The following is a 15,898-nucleotide window of genomic DNA, read 5'->3' as shown; positions in this document are numbered from 1 at the left end:
TTACCTTTCGACCTCATGAGGATCTCGCAGCGCCTTGGCGACGCGAACCGTGCAGGCGGCCATAAAGGCCACGAAGCCGATCGCCTCGCCCAGGAGGAACATGCGAAATGCCTCTCCGAACAACACAAACACAACCAAGGTAAAGACGAGCAGGGCGATTGCCGAGACCGCCAGACTCACCATGCCCTTGAGCATGTCCGCATTCTGCTTATCGTCAAGAACCGGCTTGAGCGTAAAAACAAAGGGAAGAAAGGCGACCGCGCCCGCGATGACGCCTGCAACGATAGCAAGCAGATCGGCTATCTGAAACACTGGCGTCCTCACTTTCCTTCTTTAACGCTTCCCAGAACAGTTCCCGCCAAACATTGGTGACTATTGTACGAGCCAATGGCTAAAGTACAACCGAAAAAGCATCGGTTAATACTCACCTGTTCGTTTTCTTAAGACCTTCTTTATGTCGCAGGTAGGTAATACGTTTTTCTCGAACCCCTCTGGGCTAAACGTCCGTTAACAGGAGTGCGCGTGGACGTCTTTTGCTCGCCCGCGCGCACCATTTCTTCGTATTTGTGACCGTAGCCGACAAGGCCCGACGACTAGAGCGTGCCGTAGATGCGGTCGCCGGCGTCGCCCAGGCCGGGAACGATGTAGGCTGCCTCGTTGAGATGATCGTCGATGGCGCACGTATAAATATGTACGCCGGAGTCCTTTTCGGTCAGCGACTTGAGACCCTCGGGCGCGGCGACGATGCACAGCATGCGGATGTCCTTGACACCGCGCTCGCGCAGGTAGCTGATGGCCATCTCGGCCGAACCGCCCGTGGCGAGCATGGGGTCGACGACCAGGCAGGTGCGCTGGTCGATATCCTTGGGCATCTTGCAGTAATACTCGTGCGGCTCGTGGGTAACCTCGTCGCGCTCCATGCCGATGTGGCCCACGCGAGCGGAGGGCACCAGGTCGAGGATGCCGTCGACCATGCCAAGGCCCGCACGCAGGATGGGCACGATGGCGAGTTTCTTGCCGGCGAGTTGTTTGAACGTGGCGGTAGTGATGGGGGTCTCGACCTCGACGTCTTCCATAGGCAGGTCGCGCATGGCCTCGTAGCCGTCAAAAAGCGCGAGTTCGCGCACGAGCTGGCGGAACTGGTTGGTGCCGGTGTTTTTGTCGCGCAGGATCGACAGCTTGTGCTGGACGAGCGGGTGATCGACAAGCGTCACACGGGACGCGTCGTAGGTGACGGTCATGGGTTGATTGCCCCTTTCGTTGCGGCCGCAAAACGGCCTTGCTGACAAGGCGCGCAGCAATGTTGCCGCCGAACGCCAAGCATTAGTTTAGCGGTTTATTGTATCGAGCAGCCCATCGCAGCCCTACTGTGCGGTACTGAGCGAGCGCTTGACTGCATCACGCCAGCCCGCAAGGTTTTGCTCGCGGCGCTCGGCAGACATGTGGGGAAGGAAGGTCCTAACGATCTGGGCATTTTGCTCCAGCTCTTCTAGGTCTTCCCAATAGCCGACGGCAAGACCCGCCAAGTACGCGGCACCGATTGCCGTGGTCTCCACCGTCTCGCATTGCAGCACGGGGATATCCAGCAGGTCGGCCTGGAATTGCATGATGAACTCGTTGCGCGAGGCACCGCCATCGACAGACAGGCGCTCGATCGAAAGCCCCACGTCCTGCTCCATGGCGCGCAGCACGTCGTAGCTCTGATATGCCATGGATTCGCAGGCGGCACGTACGATGGTCGCACGGCTCGAGGCGCCGGTCAGACCGCACACGATACCGCGAGCATGCGGGTCCCACCAGGGAGCACCCAAACCCGCAAAGGCGGGAACGAAGTAGCAGCCCTCGTTGTCGTTAATCGAAGCGGCGAGTTGTGCCGACTCGCTCGCGCTCGAGATGATGCCCATGTTGTTGCGAAGCCAGTTCATGGTGGAGCCGGCAGCGAAGATGGAGCCCTCGAGTGCATAGCTGATCTTCCCGTTCGCAGCGATACCGATGGTGGAGACCAGGCCGTTCTTGGATTCGACGATCTCGTCGCCGGTGTTCATGAGCATAAAGCAACCCGTGCCATAGGTGTTTTTGGTCTGGCCGGGACGGAAACAGCAGTGACCGAACAGCGACGCCTGCTGGTCGCCCGCCACGCCCATGATGGGCGGCGTGTTGGTCATGATGTCGCTCGCGACGCGGCCGTAGTCGCCCGAGCTCCAGCGAACCTCGGGCATCATGGAACGTGGAACGTCAAAGAGCGCCAGCAGGTCGTCGTCCCAATCGAGCGTATGGATATTAAAGAGCGCCGTGCGGCTGGCATTGGTGTAGTCGGTGGCAAAGACCTGGCCGCCGGTGAGGTTGTAGATGAGCCAGGTGTCGATGGTGCCAAACATGAGGTCGCCCGCCGCCGCGCTCTCGCGTGCGCCGTCGACGTTGTCGAGAATCCACTGCACCTTGGAGGCCGAGAAATACGGGTCGAGCGTGAGTCCCGTGCGGGAGCGCACCAACTCCTCGCAACCCTGTTCAACCAACGCGTCGATTGCCGGCGCGGTACGGCGGCACTGCCATACGATGGCGTTATAGATCGGCTGACCGCTCACGCGGTCCCAGACCACCGTGGTCTCGCGCTGGTTGGAGATGCCGATGGCGGCAATGCGGTCGGAGTGGATACCGCTCTTAAACTGGACTTCCATCATGACGGCGATTTGACTGGCGAGGACCGCCATGGGGTCTTGCTCTACCCAACCGGGACGCGGAAAACTGGTTTTGACGCTGCGACGCGCCTGCGCGACGATGCATCCGTACTCGTCGACGATGGTCGCAAGTACCGAGGTGGTGCCGCAGTCGAGCGCCATGATGTAGGAACCGCCAAAGTTAAACGAGGCATCTTCCATGCCCAGGCTGCCCAGATTCAACGACATCGCTTACACCTTTCTATTGCATCGGGTCGGACAGGACCCGTTCGATCTCTGATGCGGGAAGTGCGCCTTGGCGCAGGATCTGGAGCCCGCCGTGCTGGAACGACACGATGGTCGAGACGTCGCGACACGGGGTCTCACCGGCGTCGACGGCAACATCGACCCCCTCCAGGATGCGACCCTCGACGGCGGCAAAGCTTGCCGGCGAGGGCGCGCCGTGCGTATTGGCGCTCGTGCAGGCAAGGGGACTGCCGCAGGCGCGGATGAGCGCCTGGACCACGGGAGAGGCCGAAGCGCGCAGGGCCACGGTGTCGTCGGCAGCGCGCATAAAGGTCGGCACGCAGGGGGCTGCCTTAATCACGATAGTCAGGGCTCCCGGCCAGCATCGTCGCGCGAGTACGCGGGCATCTTCCGGGATATCCACGCCATAGCGGTCGAGCGCTTCGACGCCATCGACCAGCCAAGCGACGGTTTGCGTGAGTTCACGTTGCTTGAGAGTGAAGATGCGGCGGTAGCCGGTACCGAGCGCAGGGACCGCGGCGCCATTGACGGTGGCTTGCGGGTCGCATGACCACGACGGGAACTCGCTTGTATCTTGGGGGACGGCATCGGAGAAGGCTTTAACTGCCACGGCGACACCGTAGACGGTCTCGGTCGGGATCAAAGCCAGGCCGCCGCGGCCGAGCACCTCGGCAGTGCGCTCGACGGCAAGCCGATGCGGCTCGCGCGTTCCCTCGTATACCCGATAGACCGTCTGCATGTGTATGCCAGCCCCTTACGCTCTGGTGCAAGTTTGTTTACTGTGGGGCATTCTCGCACGAAACGTTCAACCTATTTGCCCAGAGCGCATGTTGGTTTGGTGAGCGGCTCTAGTAGTCGGTGAAAGTGAGGGGGTTATTGGACTGCGACGAACTTCTTTGGCCTGCCGGCGTGGCGTTCTTGGGCGGCGTAGCGCTCGATGCTGTCTATCGTTATCATCCGACGGCCGTCGACGAGTTCAACATCGAGCTTTCCGGCTTTGACCAGCGCGGTAATCCGCGGAGCGGAGACTTTGAGGTCCAGCGCTGCGTCTTTAAATGTTCGGCACGCCGCTTCCCGAGCGTCCTCGTGGTCGATTTCGACTGAAAGGGCCACGACCTCGGCCGAGCGTTCGTACCCTGCCGGAGTCAAACCGTTGTTGAGGTCGTCGGCCAAAAACGCCATCAGTGCCTCGGTGGCATGGGCAATCGCTTCTTCGCGCGTATCGCCATCGGCAAAGGCGCCGGGAATCTGCGGGAAGCTGGCGCAGTAACCGTCGTCTTCTTTTATGAGAACGCAGTCATAGGTAAATCGCTGCCTCATTTTGCCTCCAACTACCATCCAGCTTGGCGACGAATACTTGCCCACGTGCCCTTCTTTGGTCGATCGCCACCAGAGCCGTTCACGGTGACAACACGGTCACCAGAAACATACTTAGCATGACTACCGACTTGCGCGACCTTCACGAATCCATCGTGCTTGAGTAGGGCAATGATTTCCCGAAAGGTAGGAGGTTGCATGGGCCGACCTCTTTCAGCCGTCCTAATTATAAACTAATTTATAATTTTTGCTAACCAGTTAATAAATATTACTGGCGCTGTTTGGGCTCGGTGACGATGGCTCGGACGATGCGGGGGCGATCGGTGAGGTCGTGGACGATGCGCACGTCCGACAGGCCCGCTTGGCGGCAGAGCTCGGCCGCAGCGTCGAGCGCGCCCTCGTAGAGCTCGCAGGCAAAGAGGCCGCCGGCGCGCAACATGTAGGGCGCCGCGTTGAGCAGGCGGCGGAAGATATCGAGGCCGTCGGCGCCACCCTCGAGCGCCAGATCGGGCTCAAAGTCCTTGACCTCGTGCGGCAGCGAGCGCATGACATCGGTGGGGATGTAGGGCGGGTTGGAGACGAGTACGTCAAAGGTGCCCCACTCTTCACGGGGAATGGAGCTCACCAGGTTTGTGAGGCTGAAGGCGACCTCATCTGCCGTGAGCCCGAGCGCATCGCGGTTTTTGGTGGCCAGATCGATGGCGCGCAGCTCGATATCGGTAGCGGTGCAGGTAACGTGGCCGCGTCGCTCCCAGGCAAGCGAGAGCGAGATGCAGCCCGTGCCGCAGCCGACCTCGAGAACGCGGGCGATGCGGGGCTCGGTTGGAGCAGGCGCAGCGGCATCCTGAGCTGAAGCCATCTTCTGATCGGCACCCTCGATGGCGATGCCGTATTCGTCGAGCTCGGGCTCGGCGGCTTTTGCGGCTTCGGCTTCTGCTGCCTGCGCGGCGGCTTCCTCGGCCTCGCGATCGGCTAGTTCCTCGGCATAGGCACGGCTACCCAGCACGTCGCTGCCTAGCGCCGCCTCATCGGCAGCCGTCAGGTTAGCGGCACGGCGCTCGGCGGTCGCGCGTTCGTCTGCCAGCGCGGCCTCGGCTTTGCGGGCCTGCTCGACCTCATCGTTCCAAGGCAGCTCAACACGCTGACGGGCGGCGGCCTCGGGGCTCAGCACCTCGGCATCCAGATAATTGAGGACTTCCTCGACGAGCATCTCGGTCTCGGGGCGCGGAATGAGCACACCGGGGGCGCACGCGACGTCGATCATGCGAAACTGCGTGCTGCCCGTGATGTATTGCAGCGGCTCGCCCTTAGCGCGGCGGACAACGGCCGCGTGCATGGTCTCGAGCTGGGCCGCGTTAAGCGTCTCGTCCATGCGCATATATAAGTCGATGCGTGCCAAACCCGTGGCAGCGCACAGCAGCCACTCAGCAGAAAGACGGGGGTGCTCCTCACCACGCTCGGCTAGGTACTCCTTGGTCCACTCAAGACAACGCTTGATGGTCCAGATCTCGTTTGCCATGGGGCCCTCCCCTCTTAAGCGCCGGGCGGCGCGCGAATGTCGGAGCAGATTGTACGCGAGGCCAGCGTTTGGCAAGGGACGATTGAAGGCGATTATCGACAATCAGCCCAGATTTTTACTTGGAACCTGCCCGAAGTGTTCATTCGTCGACGTCTAAATCTGCATCCGTCAAGTTTTTGGCAAGGTTGCCCCAAAACTGACCAATATCTAACCAAGAACTTGCCAAATCACTTGACGCGCGACGCATCAAAAAATGCACTGCAGCTTCTTGGACGATTTTTTGAGCAATATTTTCGGCAGAAGATGCACGACGCAATTTCTTTGAGCAGGTAGCTGGCTTAATGGCCATCAAAGCCGATTGAATAACATCTCAAAGCAATGTGCCCAACCCAGTCATTGGGGACGTTCTTATACGACTAGCTATCGGGGACAGTCTTCGTAGCCAGCCGCGAAGGACCGTCCCCATCTGCCGGCCTTTAGGGACAGTCCCCAACTGCCGGCACAAAAGGAGCGTCCCCAACTGCCAGGTGCCGCAAGAATATCCCTTTTGACTAGTCATTTAAGAACGTCCCCAATGACTACCTTGGAAACCCCGCAGGTTGAGCATACCGCATCCGGAGCAAGGCAACGCTGCAGGTAGAGGACGGACAGCGAGCGACGTCCAGGGCGAACAAGTTGGCATGAAAAAGGCAAGGCATAGACCTTCTGGTCATGCCTTGCCTTTTGAATGACAAATTGTCGCCCTGGGCGGCGCGCAGCGTCGGCTGGCCCGCCGTTCGGTAGAACGGCGGAACCTACACAGCTTGTGCCAGCTTCTCGGCTCGCTCGGCGGCGGCGAGCGCCTCGATGACGGTGCCGAGCTGATCGCCCAGAAGGACGCCGTTGTAGGTGGAGTTGAAACCGATGCGGTGATCGGTCACGCGGTCCTGGGGCTGGTTGTAGGTACGGATCTTCTCGGAACGGTTGCCGTGGCCGATCTGGCTCTGGCGCTCGGCACCGAGCTCTGCCTGCTGCTTCTCGAGCTCCATCTCGTACAGACGGGCACGCAGCATCTGCATGCAAACCTCGCGGTTCTGGATTTGGGAACGCTGCTCCTGCGACTGCACCACGGTGTTGGTGGGCAGGTGGGTGATGCGCACGGCGGAGTAAGTAGTGTTAACGCACTGACCGCCAGGGCCGGAGGCGCAGTAGGTGTCGATGCGCAGGTCGGACTGGTTGATCTGGACGTCGATCTCCTCGGCCTCGGGGAGTACGGCGACGGTCGCCGTGGAGGTCTGGATACGGCCCTGGGACTCGGTCTTGGGAACGCGCTGGACGCGGTGCACGCCGGACTCGAACTTCATGACGGAGTAGACGCGGTCGCCCTCGACCTTGAACTCAATGGACTTAAAGCCGCCGGCCTCGCTGGGACTAGAGTCGAGCACGGTGGTCTTCCAGCCGCGCGACTCGCAGAAGCGCTGGTACATCTTGTACAGGTCGCCGGCGAAGATGGCGGCCTCGTCGCCACCGGCGGCGGAGCGGATCTCGACGATAGTGTTCTTGTCGTCGTTGGGGTCACTCGGGATGAGCATGTACTTGATGTCTTCCTCGAGCTGGGGAAGCTTCTCCTCGTTCTCGGAGATGTCCATCTGGAGCATCTCCTTCTCGTCCGCGTCGGTCGTGTCGCGGAGCATTTCCTTGGCAGCCTCGATGTCATCGAGCGCACCGATGTACTCGCGCGAGGCGGCGATGAGGTCGGACTGGTGCGCATACTCCTTGTTGAGACGCGTGAACTCCTTAATATCGGAGGCGACGGCCGGGTCGGAGAGTTTCTTCTCGAGCTCCTCGTAGGCCTTGATAATCTTTTCGAGCTTGTCGCGCATGGCGGGACTCCTTTATATGCGTGAAGGTGAAAATCGGCAGAATTGATGGGGCGCGGGGCGCCGCTGCGGGGGTAAGCCCGGCTAGAACATGTCGATCTTCAGATACATGCGCATCCCTTCGCGTATGGGGTACATAGTTGCGGTCTAACCCATACATGATAGCGTGCGCAGGCAAACCTGCATATAACCCGCACGGAATGTGACAAAGGGACAGTCCCTTTGTCACATTCTAGAGTGTTTGAAGCAGAGCAATGAGAAAACGAATGCCCTGGAGGTAGGCTCGGTGGGTAATGCGTTCGTTGGTACCGTGGACGCCGCGATCGCACTCGTCATCGTCGACCACAAAGGCCGAGATGCGAATGCACTCAGGGCAAATGCGCTGGTAGTTGGCAGCGTCGGTCGCGCCAATCACGGTCGAGGGCACAATTGCCACTGGCTCGAATGATCCGTTTTCCTCCGTCCCCTTTGGATCACGGAAATAGCGGGCGGCGATGGTGCGAACGGCCTCGAGGCCCGGCCCGCCGACGCGCGGGGACGGCGAGGGCTCGGAGCTGCCGGGGCCAAGTTCGACCTCCACACGCTCGGCAAGACCCGACGCGGCAACGGCGTCGCGGCAACGGGCAACGACATCGGCCACGCCCGTGCCCTCGAGCATGCGGAAGTTGATATTGGCCCACATATCCTGCGGCATCACGTTAGCACCGGTGCTACCGCCCTCAATTTGAGTCGGTGCACAAGTGGTGGTCACGAGCGGATAAAGCTTGTTGCTGGCGAGGCACTCGCGCACGATGGCGTCCTTGTTGGCGGCAATTTCATCGGCCGTGTAGAGCCCCAACTCGACGAGCTGGGCGGCAAGCAAGTCGGTCACACGCGTCGGCCATTCGATATCGCAAATTGCGGCGATGGCGCGGCTCAGCACCTCGAGTGACGTGCCGCCGTAGGGGTTGGAAGAATGCCCACCCGCGCTCTTTGTCTTGAGCACAATGTCGGCATAACCTTTCTCAGCCAGGTCGGCGTGCATGAGCCAACCCTCGCCCGCGCTGTACTCGGCAGCCGGAGCGATGCGGTAATCGCCCTCGTCGATCAGGTACTCAAGCCCAATGCCGCGCTCCTCGAGCACGCGACTGATCGCCCCCGCGCCGCACTGCGTCGTTTCCTCGTCCTGGCCAAAGGCCAGGAGCAGCGTGCGCTCGTGCTCCCAGCCGTGCGCCAGCGCATACTCAACCGCCTCGAGAATGCCTGCGACCTGGTCCTTCATGTCGATCGCGCCGCGGCCCCAGATGTAGGTATCGTCCACGTGCCCGCTAAAGGGGGCGTGCGTCCAGTCGGCCTCGGTGCCGGGCACCACGGGAACCACGTCCATGTGGCCCATGAGCATAACGGGCTTAAGAGCAGGGTCGGAGCCGCCAAGCGTCACCAACAGCGAATGGTCAATAAGCTCGACCTCGCCCGCCGCAAACACGCGCGGCCACGCCTGTTGCATATAGGTGCGTAGGTCGTCGAACGGTTGCCAGTCCACCGCCTCGGCATCCATGCTCGAGATAGTCGGAAACGACAGCACGCGGCCCAAGCGCTCGCACGCGCCGGCCTCGTCTATATCGGCAAAATCATCCTCATGCGCAAAGAAGCGCCAAACCTCGGCCATGACATCCTTTCGATTGTGATGACGAGGGCCGCCCCACCGGAGCGGCCCTGCCACATAAGCGTTTGCGATCGATTATTTGTCCTCGAGATAGCGCGAGAGGAACTCGCGGGTGCGCTGGTGTCTGGGGTTGCCAAAGAGCTCGGCCGGTGCCGCATCCTCGAGCACCACGCCCTTGTCCATAAAGACCACGCGGTCGGACACCGTGCGGGCAAAGGCCATCTCGTGCGTGACGACGACCATGGTCATGCCGTCGGCAGCGAGCTTGCGCATGACCTCGAGCACCTCTCCCACGATCTCGGGGTCGAGTGCGGAGGTCGGCTCGTCGAACAGCATGATCTGCGGATTCATGCACAGGGCACGGGCGATGGCCACGCGCTGTTTTTGACCACCGGACAGGCGGCCCACGGCGGCGTGCGCGAACTTTTCGAGCCCCACGCTGGTCAGGTGCCCCATCGCGACTTTCTCGGCCTCGGTCTTGCTCATCTTTTTGAGCGTGACGGGCGCGAGCGTGCAGTTGTCGAGCACATCCATGTTGCTGAACAGGTTAAAGCCCTGGAACACCATGCCGATGTCCTCGCGCAGCTTGTTGATGTTGCAGCGCTCGGCCGTGAGGTCCTGGCCGTGGAACCAGATATGGCCCGCGTCCGGGGTCTCGAGCAGGTTGAGGCAGCGCAGGAAGGTCGACTTACCCGAACCCGAGGCGCCGATGATGGTGACGACCTCGCCGGGATTAACGGACAGGTCGATGCCCTTGAGCACCTCGAGCGAGCCGAAGCTCTTGCGCAGGCCCTCGACGCGGATAAGCGGCTCATTTGTCTGTGCGGCGGCCGCAACGCCGGTAGTGGCGGTATCTGCCATGATGATTCTCCTCGTCTTGAGCCTAGTTGGAGCTGGGCAGCGTTGCCGGGGCCTCGGCGCCGAGCTTTTTGCCAAAGGCCTCGAGCAGGCGGCTCGCCACGAGCGTCAGGATCAGGTAGACCACAAGCGCCACGCAGTAGACCTCCATCTGGCGGTAGTACACGCCGGCGACGGTAGTGGTGGCGTACATGAGGTCGAACACGCCGATGACCGAGAGCACCGACGAGTCCTTGATGTTGATGATGAGCTCGTTGGTGAGCGCCGGGATCGCGTTTTTAATGCCCTGGGGAAACACAACTTTGCGCATGGCCTGCCACTGCGACAGACCCAGCGAGCGCGCCGCCTCGGCCTGACCGGGATCGATCGACTCGATGCCGCCGCGCAGGACCTCCATCATATAGGCGGTAGAGTTGAGCGAGATGGTGACGAGGCCAGCGGTAAAGGTACTCCAGATCTGGTTGGCTTGGGCGGTCTCGAAGCCCATGCCGCGCAAAACGGTGAAGCCCGCGTAATAGATAAGCAGGCCCTGGACCATCATGGGCGTGCCGCGCACGATGGTGGAGTAGACGGTCGTAAAGCCGCGGCCGATGCTCTTAAAGAAGCGCACCAGGTCGTTATCCACGCGATCGAACGTCTGAATACGCAGGAACACAAAGAGCAGTGCCAGGAAAAAGGCAATGACGGTGCCGAAGGTGGCAAGCGCGATGGTGATCTCGATACCGCGGATAAAGAAGTCGCCGCTCTTGTAGGTCATGTAGACCAAGCTCGACAGAAAGTCGCTGGGATTGGAGTCCGAGACAATGCTCACCTGCACCAGGTCGATAAACGACATGACGCAGCGGTCGATAAAGAAAATCGCCGCGATGGCAACCACGACATAACTGCCCAGGCGCGCGCCGCGACGGCAACGCTCGGATGCAAACGGCGACTTTTGGCGATAGTCGTTCCAATGCATAAGCTTGGTGACGAGTGCTGCCGCCGACACGACAATCCAAGCCCACAGAATCGCCCAGAGGCAGTCCTGGAACACGCCCGTGGGTGCCAAGAAGCTCAGCGGCGTGGGGTTGCGCTGACTAAACGCCAGACCGAGCGCCGCGATAGCGCTCGTGCCCAGATACATATAACGGTGGTCGGCCTTGATAAAGGAGGCCAGACGATTGATGGCTTTCATGCTGCCTCCCTATGCCGGCTGACGGTCGAGGCACGCGTCCCACATCTGGTCGCGTTCCTCTTGGCTAACGCCCTTGAGCGTCTTATTGATAAGTTTGAGCAGCTTGTCCGAGCCCTTGCGGCAGCCGACGTTTGACGTGACCTCCTGCTTAAAGCCCTCGCCCTCCGCAAAGCGAATGGGCACAATGCCCGGGTTTTGGGCCATATAGCCCTTCTCGTTTTCGGTGTTGTAGGTCACGGCGTCGCAGGTGCCCTGCAGCAGGTTCGAAAACACCGTGGGCACCGAATCGACCGGATTCTTGTGAACGACGCCCGGGATCTCGTCGATGACGGTATCGAGCATCGTGTCCTTTTGGCCGAGCACCGTGGCGCCGCTAAAGTCGCTGAGCTTGGTCGCGCTTTGGTAGGGCGAGCCCTCTTTTACGAACAGGCCAAAGTAGCCGATAAAGTACGGATCGGAAAAGCCGACGGACTCCTCGCGCTCGGGCGTGGCGCTCATGCCGGCAATAATGAGGTCGATCTGGCCGTTGTTGAGCGAATCGATGAGACCCGAGAAGCTCTGTTTGACGGCAACGGGCTCGCCGCCGAGGGCCTTGCAGACGATCTTGGCGATCTGCACATCGTAGCCATCGGCGTAAGCGCCCTGCACGTTGTCGATGGGGATGGTGTACTCGCTGGCCTCGGAGACCTGCCAGTTGTATGGGGCGTAGGCCGCCTCCATGCCGATGCGGATCTTGTCCTTGCCGATCACAGAATCGGACAGGTCTTCGCGACCGCCGCCCGTGGTGGGCTGGACCACCTTGAGCGTGGACGGGCGCTGGCAGCCGACAAGCGCGCCGGCGACGACGGAAGCGCTCGCAGCGAGGGCGCTACCCAGGAAGATGCGACGACTGCACACCGGCTGGGTCTGCGCGTCACGCTGTAGTCGAGGTTGCATCTGATGCCTTTCCTATATTGTTTAATCAACAACAGAACGGGATAGTATAGCAGCGGCACCGATGGGGCATTCGCAGAAGATTAACCGAAGAAAAAAGCCCCCTGCCGGGTGTGGCAGAGGACTTTCGCTACGGAATGTGCCAAAGGGACCGTCCCTTCGTCACATTTAGAGCAGGGTAACGCTAAAGGAGCGCTCGTCGGTGGCGCCGGGGGCCACGACGATGGTGTTGACCTTGTGCTCAAAGACGTCGTCCTCGGTGTCCATGGTGGTGTGGCCGGTCCAAGGCTCAAGCGCCACAAACGGGGCGTCGTTGGCGGCAGACCACACGCCGATGTACTTAAAGCCCTCAAAGTCGATCTTGACGCCGTGACCCGACTTGCAACCGCGCAGCGTGAGCGTGGAGCCCGGGGTATCGGTGAACATGATGGCGTCGTTATCGAAGCTGCGGTGCGTGATGGGCAGCACGTCCGAGTTATCGGGGGCCTTGTAGCTGCCCTCGAACGTCATAAGGCCATCGGGCGTGATGACGGGGGCCTCGTTAGTCCAGGCCTTGGTAAACGCCAGCTCGTAATCCTCGAACGCCTCGTCCTCGGCACCGGGGGCGGGCACGTTAAATGCGGGGTGGCCGCCCACCGAGAACGGCAGGTCCACGTCGCCGGTGTTGGTGACGGCAAAGGTCTGCGTGAGGGTGGCGTCGCCGGTCAGGGCATAGGTCATGTTGAGCTTAAAGTGGAACGGGAACGCCTTGAGCGACTCGGGCGTGTCGGTAATCTCGTAGGTGACAGACGAGCCATCCTCAGAGACCTCGACCAGCTTGTGCTCGACAATGCGCGCGAGTCCGTGGCGCGGCATCTCGCAGGTGCCGGCCGCAGACGTTGCCGTGTTGTTGCGCAGCGAGCCCACAATGGGGAACAGGATGGGCGCATGCTTGCCCCAAAAGGCGGGGTCGCCCTGCCACAGATACTCGTTGCCGTCGAGAGCAAGGCTCGTGAGCTGGGCTCCCATGGAATCGATGGCCGCGGTGAGGCCGCCGCGCTTGATGGTAGTGACGGTGGACATGCTACTTCCTCCAAAAATAAACAATAGTGTCGAGGGCTATTGTCCCACTCTTGGCGGCGGGACGGGACGGCAGGCGATTATTGAGTAGCCATAGCGGAATGAGCGGCAAACGCCTACTGGGTATCCACGTAAAGGTCGAACCCGCCCTGCGGCGTGGTGTCGACCGTATCGGGCGCCTGCGAGTTAAAGCTCACGGGAACCATGCGCTTTGAGGCGCGGAAACGCGTACCGTCGGTGGCGACGGGCGGCTCATCGACCGTGAGCTCGTAGTCACCAGGCTTGAGCTCGATACCGTCACCTTCGGAATTGACGTATTGGTACTCGTCGACCGCTTGCCCCTTGAGCGTGCGACCCACAATATGGACGAGCATCTGGCTGTCGCCGCGCGCAGTGTCCCACGTCGCGCCGTCCTTGACCTCGACCGACACATGTACCGAGCGCGTGCGGCCGAGCGATTGCTCGACAGACATCTCGACCTTGGCGGCGTCTCTTCGCTGTTGTTCAACATGGCTCCAAACGCTACCAATTACCGAGCATGCGATAACGCCGGCCATAAAGGCGATAAGGATGGGGCCGAGCGGCGAGCGACGTCCCGCATCTTCCTCGTGAGACAGATTGGGGCGACGTGTGGGCGCGAGCGCCTGGGCACCCTGCGAGGGCACGTCGAGAATGCTGAAGGATGCCGTGCTGTCGGGGTCGATGGTGTGGCGCGGCTGCGGGGTCTTTGCCGGCGAGATCGACATGTCGGCTGGCTCGCCGAGCGTGGCCGTAGCATCGGCTTTGGCCTCGTCTGCCTCGGCCTGGGCCCAAGCTTGTTCGAAGGTCAGGGGATCGACAGGGCCGAGGGCGGCGTCCGAGTCGGCGGCGACGTCGTTGCCAGTCTCGTCCTCGTCGATCGACACGTCACGCGGCGCAGGCTCGTCCCACCCCTCGTCCGGAGCCTCACCCTCGCTGTACCACCATTCAAAGTTATCGATATCCATACGGGGCGCCCCTTAGGCCTCGCAAATAAACACTTGCTAGTTTTATACCCCCAGACGGCACGGCGGCTCGCCGGCACAGATAGGAAAACCATCACAACATTCGACGCTTTTCCTCGTTTTCGAGCTTTTCATCGAATGTTGTGACGGTTTGGGCGGCAGCCACGCCGCGAATGTGACAAAGGGACTGTCCCTTTGTCACATTCTGTTAGAGTTGCAGGGATTGAATCCCGCTTATTCATGCGACATTGGAGTGACAACCTTGATCGCCGCAACCACGCCTAAAAGCAAGTCAACCGCCGCCGCGCTCTCCCCTGCGCGCACCAAGCTCTGTCTGGCGTTACTCGTGTTGTTAGGCTTTTCGCTCGGCTGTTCCGAATTCGTGGTCATCGGCATCGAAAGCGACTTGGCAACGGAACTCGGCGTATCGCTTGCCACCGCAGGCCAACTTATTAGCGTGTTCGCGCTCGTCTACGCTATCGCCACACCGGTGCTCGCGCTCAGCACGGGACGCTTCCGGCGCTACCAGCTGCTCGTGTGCTACAGCATCGTCTTTGTGCTCGGCAACCTGGTCATGGCGTTGGCGCCCAACTTCCAGGTGCTGTTTATCTCGCGCATTGTCCTGGGCTCCGTCTCGGGCGCGCTGCTCGCCGTGGGCGTAACGTACATCCCCGAGCTGCTGTCTCCGCAGCAAACTTCACTTGCCATCTCGGTGGTATATGGTGCGTTTTCCGTGGCAATGGTCTTTGTCACTTCGATCGGCAAGTTTGTGGCCGACACGCTCGATTGGCACGTGGCCATGTACAGCACGCTGACCTTTGCCGTTTTGATCTGCGGAGCGCTTGTGGCGTTTATGCCGCGCTCCGGTCAGACCGATGAGCCCGCCACCTTCCGCGAGCAGGCGGGGCTGCTACGCGAGCCGAGCATCATCACCGGCATGCTCATCTTTTTGTTTGGCGTGGGGTCGGTCTACGTTTTCTACGGCTATGTGACGCCTTATCTTGAGCAGGTGCTGGGCATGGGCACGGTCGAAGCCAGTACCACGCTTATGGCCTACGGCGTGTTCTGCCTGATCTCGAACATCCTGGGCGGATGGATCGACGCGCGTTTTGGCATGAAGGCACTGCTGGTTACGTTCGCGCTGCAGGCGGCGGCATTGTTTGGGCTGTTTGCCGCGGGCGCTGCCATGCCGCTCGCACTTGTCTTTGTCTTTAGTCTGGCAATGCTCATGTACCTGTTCTCGGTGTCGTGCATCACGCACTTTATGGACGTGGCACGCAGCCGCCATCCCAAGTCGATGGTACTTGCAAGTTCGGTTGAGCCCATGGCGTTTAACGTCGGCATCTCGTTTGGCACCGCGGTAGGCGGCGCCGTTGTAAGCAGCGCTGGCATTGCGTACGTGGGTGCCGTGGGCGCCGCGTTCTCGCTTGTGGCCTGGGCGCTTACGCTGGTGACGATTAAGTTGGCTCGCTGGGAGCGTCGTCGCGGGTAGCGCAATTGCAGCCAAAAGCCGCAGCACCGCCCACCATCTTTTGACCGCCTGGCGTTCGCTCCCGCAGCCATGCAACACGTCGCCCAAGTCAGCATCTTTCCCGGCGCTATTTAACCACGCAAAACGCATCCTGTT

The 15,898-nt window shown here is 61.0% G+C and carries 16 protein-coding genes; 2 read left to right on the top strand and 14 right to left on the bottom strand.

Going from position 1 to position 15,898, the window contains the following annotated elements; genetic code table 11:
* From DXC90_RS04370 to DXC90_RS04340, 7 genes are all read right to left on the bottom strand, one after another.
* On the bottom strand, positions 1–312 hold the full coding sequence (locus DXC90_RS04370) for a hypothetical protein (RefSeq protein ID WP_117734915.1): 312 nt from the start codon (positions 310–312) through the stop codon (positions 1–3).
* A gap of 281 nt (positions 313–593) precedes the next feature.
* Positions 594–1,241, bottom strand: coding sequence for a uracil phosphoribosyltransferase (upp, locus tag DXC90_RS04365; protein WP_117734914.1), 648 nt, complete (start codon positions 1,239–1,241; stop codon positions 594–596).
* A gap of 123 nt (positions 1,242–1,364) precedes the next feature.
* Positions 1,365–2,906 (bottom strand): glycerol kinase GlpK, encoded by a 1,542-nt coding sequence (glpK, locus tag DXC90_RS04360; protein WP_117734913.1) that lies wholly within the window; start codon positions 2,904–2,906, stop codon positions 1,365–1,367.
* Positions 2,907–2,919: 13 nt separating this feature from the next.
* Complete coding sequence (locus DXC90_RS04355) at positions 2,920–3,663, bottom strand: L-threonylcarbamoyladenylate synthase (protein WP_117734912.1); 744 nt, start codon at positions 3,661–3,663, stop codon at positions 2,920–2,922.
* 134 nt (positions 3,664–3,797) lie between these two features.
* A complete protein-coding gene (locus tag DXC90_RS04350; protein ID WP_128620077.1) occupies positions 3,798–4,289 on the bottom strand; it encodes a type II toxin-antitoxin system HicB family antitoxin in 492 nt (163 codons plus the stop codon).
* Positions 4,256–4,441 carry a type II toxin-antitoxin system HicA family toxin gene (locus DXC90_RS09850; RefSeq protein WP_089573106.1) on the bottom strand — a complete coding sequence of 62 codons (186 nt, stop codon included), beginning with the start codon at positions 4,439–4,441 and terminating at the stop codon, positions 4,256–4,258. The genes DXC90_RS04350 and DXC90_RS09850 overlap by 34 nt, the downstream gene beginning before the upstream one ends.
* A 68-nt stretch (positions 4,442–4,509) precedes the next feature.
* Complete coding sequence (locus tag DXC90_RS04340) at positions 4,510–5,760, bottom strand: HemK/PrmC family methyltransferase (RefSeq protein WP_117734911.1); 1,251 nt, start codon at positions 5,758–5,760, stop codon at positions 4,510–4,512.
* Positions 5,761–5,796: 36 nt separating this feature from the next.
* Here DXC90_RS04340 and DXC90_RS09445 point away from each other — a divergent pair, with 36 nt between their 5' ends.
* Entirely contained in the window at positions 5,797–6,093 is a 297-nt protein-coding gene (locus DXC90_RS09445) for a hypothetical protein (protein WP_147326605.1), read from the top strand.
* A gap of 461 nt (positions 6,094–6,554) precedes the next feature.
* Here the strand turns inward: DXC90_RS09445 and prfA are convergent, their stop codons facing one another.
* The 7 genes from prfA to DXC90_RS04305 form a co-directional block, all read right to left on the bottom strand.
* Positions 6,555–7,622, bottom strand: a complete 1,068-nt coding sequence (gene prfA / locus DXC90_RS04335) for a peptide chain release factor 1 (RefSeq protein WP_006235697.1) — start codon at positions 7,620–7,622, stop codon at positions 6,555–6,557.
* 229 nt (positions 7,623–7,851) lie between these two features.
* On the bottom strand, positions 7,852–9,267 hold the full coding sequence (locus tag DXC90_RS04330) for a M20/M25/M40 family metallo-hydrolase (RefSeq protein WP_117734910.1): 1,416 nt from the start codon (positions 9,265–9,267) through the stop codon (positions 7,852–7,854).
* A 72-nt stretch (positions 9,268–9,339) separates the two neighbouring features.
* Positions 9,340–10,125: an amino acid ABC transporter ATP-binding protein gene (locus tag DXC90_RS04325; RefSeq protein ID WP_117734909.1), complete on the bottom strand. Its 786-nt coding sequence runs from the start codon at positions 10,123–10,125 to the stop codon at positions 9,340–9,342.
* Positions 10,126–10,147: 22 nt separating this feature from the next.
* Positions 10,148–11,296, bottom strand: coding sequence for an amino acid ABC transporter permease (locus DXC90_RS04320; protein WP_117734908.1), 1,149 nt, complete (start codon positions 11,294–11,296; stop codon positions 10,148–10,150).
* A 9-nt stretch (positions 11,297–11,305) separates the two neighbouring features.
* On the bottom strand, positions 11,306–12,232 hold the full coding sequence (locus tag DXC90_RS04315) for a transporter substrate-binding domain-containing protein (protein WP_117734907.1): 927 nt from the start codon (positions 12,230–12,232) through the stop codon (positions 11,306–11,308).
* Positions 12,233–12,397: 165 nt separating this feature from the next.
* Entirely contained in the window at positions 12,398–13,291 is an 894-nt protein-coding gene (locus tag DXC90_RS04310; protein WP_117734906.1) for an aldose 1-epimerase family protein, read from the bottom strand.
* Between the two features lie 113 nt (positions 13,292–13,404).
* Positions 13,405–14,274, bottom strand: coding sequence for a hypothetical protein (locus DXC90_RS04305; protein WP_117734905.1), 870 nt, complete (start codon positions 14,272–14,274; stop codon positions 13,405–13,407).
* A gap of 250 nt (positions 14,275–14,524) precedes the next feature.
* Between DXC90_RS04305 and DXC90_RS04300 the strand changes: the two genes are divergently transcribed.
* Positions 14,525–15,763, top strand: coding sequence for an MFS transporter (locus tag DXC90_RS04300; RefSeq protein WP_233502154.1), 1,239 nt, complete (start codon positions 14,525–14,527; stop codon positions 15,761–15,763).
* The last annotated feature ends 135 nt before the right edge of the window (positions 15,764–15,898 follow it).

Source organism: Collinsella sp. TF09-1AT (assembly GCF_003436895.1).
Classification (GTDB): Bacteria; Actinomycetota; Coriobacteriia; order Coriobacteriales; family Coriobacteriaceae; genus Collinsella.
The sequence above is the reverse complement of the archived record's forward strand: the minus strand, read 5'-3'. Positions and strand labels throughout refer to the sequence as shown.

Coding starts and splice junctions, on each gene's coding strand:
- DXC90_RS09850 (WP_089573106.1), bottom strand. CDS start 4,441: ATGCAACCTCCTACCTTTCGGGAAATCATTGCCCTACTCAAGCACGAT.
- DXC90_RS04305 (WP_117734905.1), bottom strand. CDS start 14,274: ATGGATATCGATAACTTTGAATGGTGGTACAGCGAGGGTGAGGCTCCG.
- glpK (WP_117734913.1), bottom strand. CDS start 2,906: ATGTCGTTGAATCTGGGCAGCCTGGGCATGGAAGATGCCTCGTTTAAC.
- DXC90_RS09445 (WP_147326605.1), top strand. CDS start 5,797: ATGTCGGAGCAGATTGTACGCGAGGCCAGCGTTTGGCAAGGGACGATT.
- DXC90_RS04330 (WP_117734910.1), bottom strand. CDS start 9,267: ATGGCCGAGGTTTGGCGCTTCTTTGCGCATGAGGATGATTTTGCCGAT.
- DXC90_RS04325 (WP_117734909.1), bottom strand. CDS start 10,125: ATGGCAGATACCGCCACTACCGGCGTTGCGGCCGCCGCACAGACAAAT.
- DXC90_RS04355 (WP_117734912.1), bottom strand. CDS start 3,663: ATGCAGACGGTCTATCGGGTATACGAGGGAACGCGCGAGCCGCATCGG.
- prfA (WP_006235697.1), bottom strand. CDS start 7,622: ATGCGCGACAAGCTCGAAAAGATTATCAAGGCCTACGAGGAGCTCGAG.
- DXC90_RS04320 (WP_117734908.1), bottom strand. CDS start 11,296: ATGAAAGCCATCAATCGTCTGGCCTCCTTTATCAAGGCCGACCACCGT.
- DXC90_RS04310 (WP_117734906.1), bottom strand. CDS start 13,291: ATGTCCACCGTCACTACCATCAAGCGCGGCGGCCTCACCGCGGCCATC.
- DXC90_RS04340 (WP_117734911.1), bottom strand. CDS start 5,760: ATGGCAAACGAGATCTGGACCATCAAGCGTTGTCTTGAGTGGACCAAG.
- upp (WP_117734914.1), bottom strand. CDS start 1,241: ATGACCGTCACCTACGACGCGTCCCGTGTGACGCTTGTCGATCACCCG.
- DXC90_RS04315 (WP_117734907.1), bottom strand. CDS start 12,232: ATGCAACCTCGACTACAGCGTGACGCGCAGACCCAGCCGGTGTGCAGT.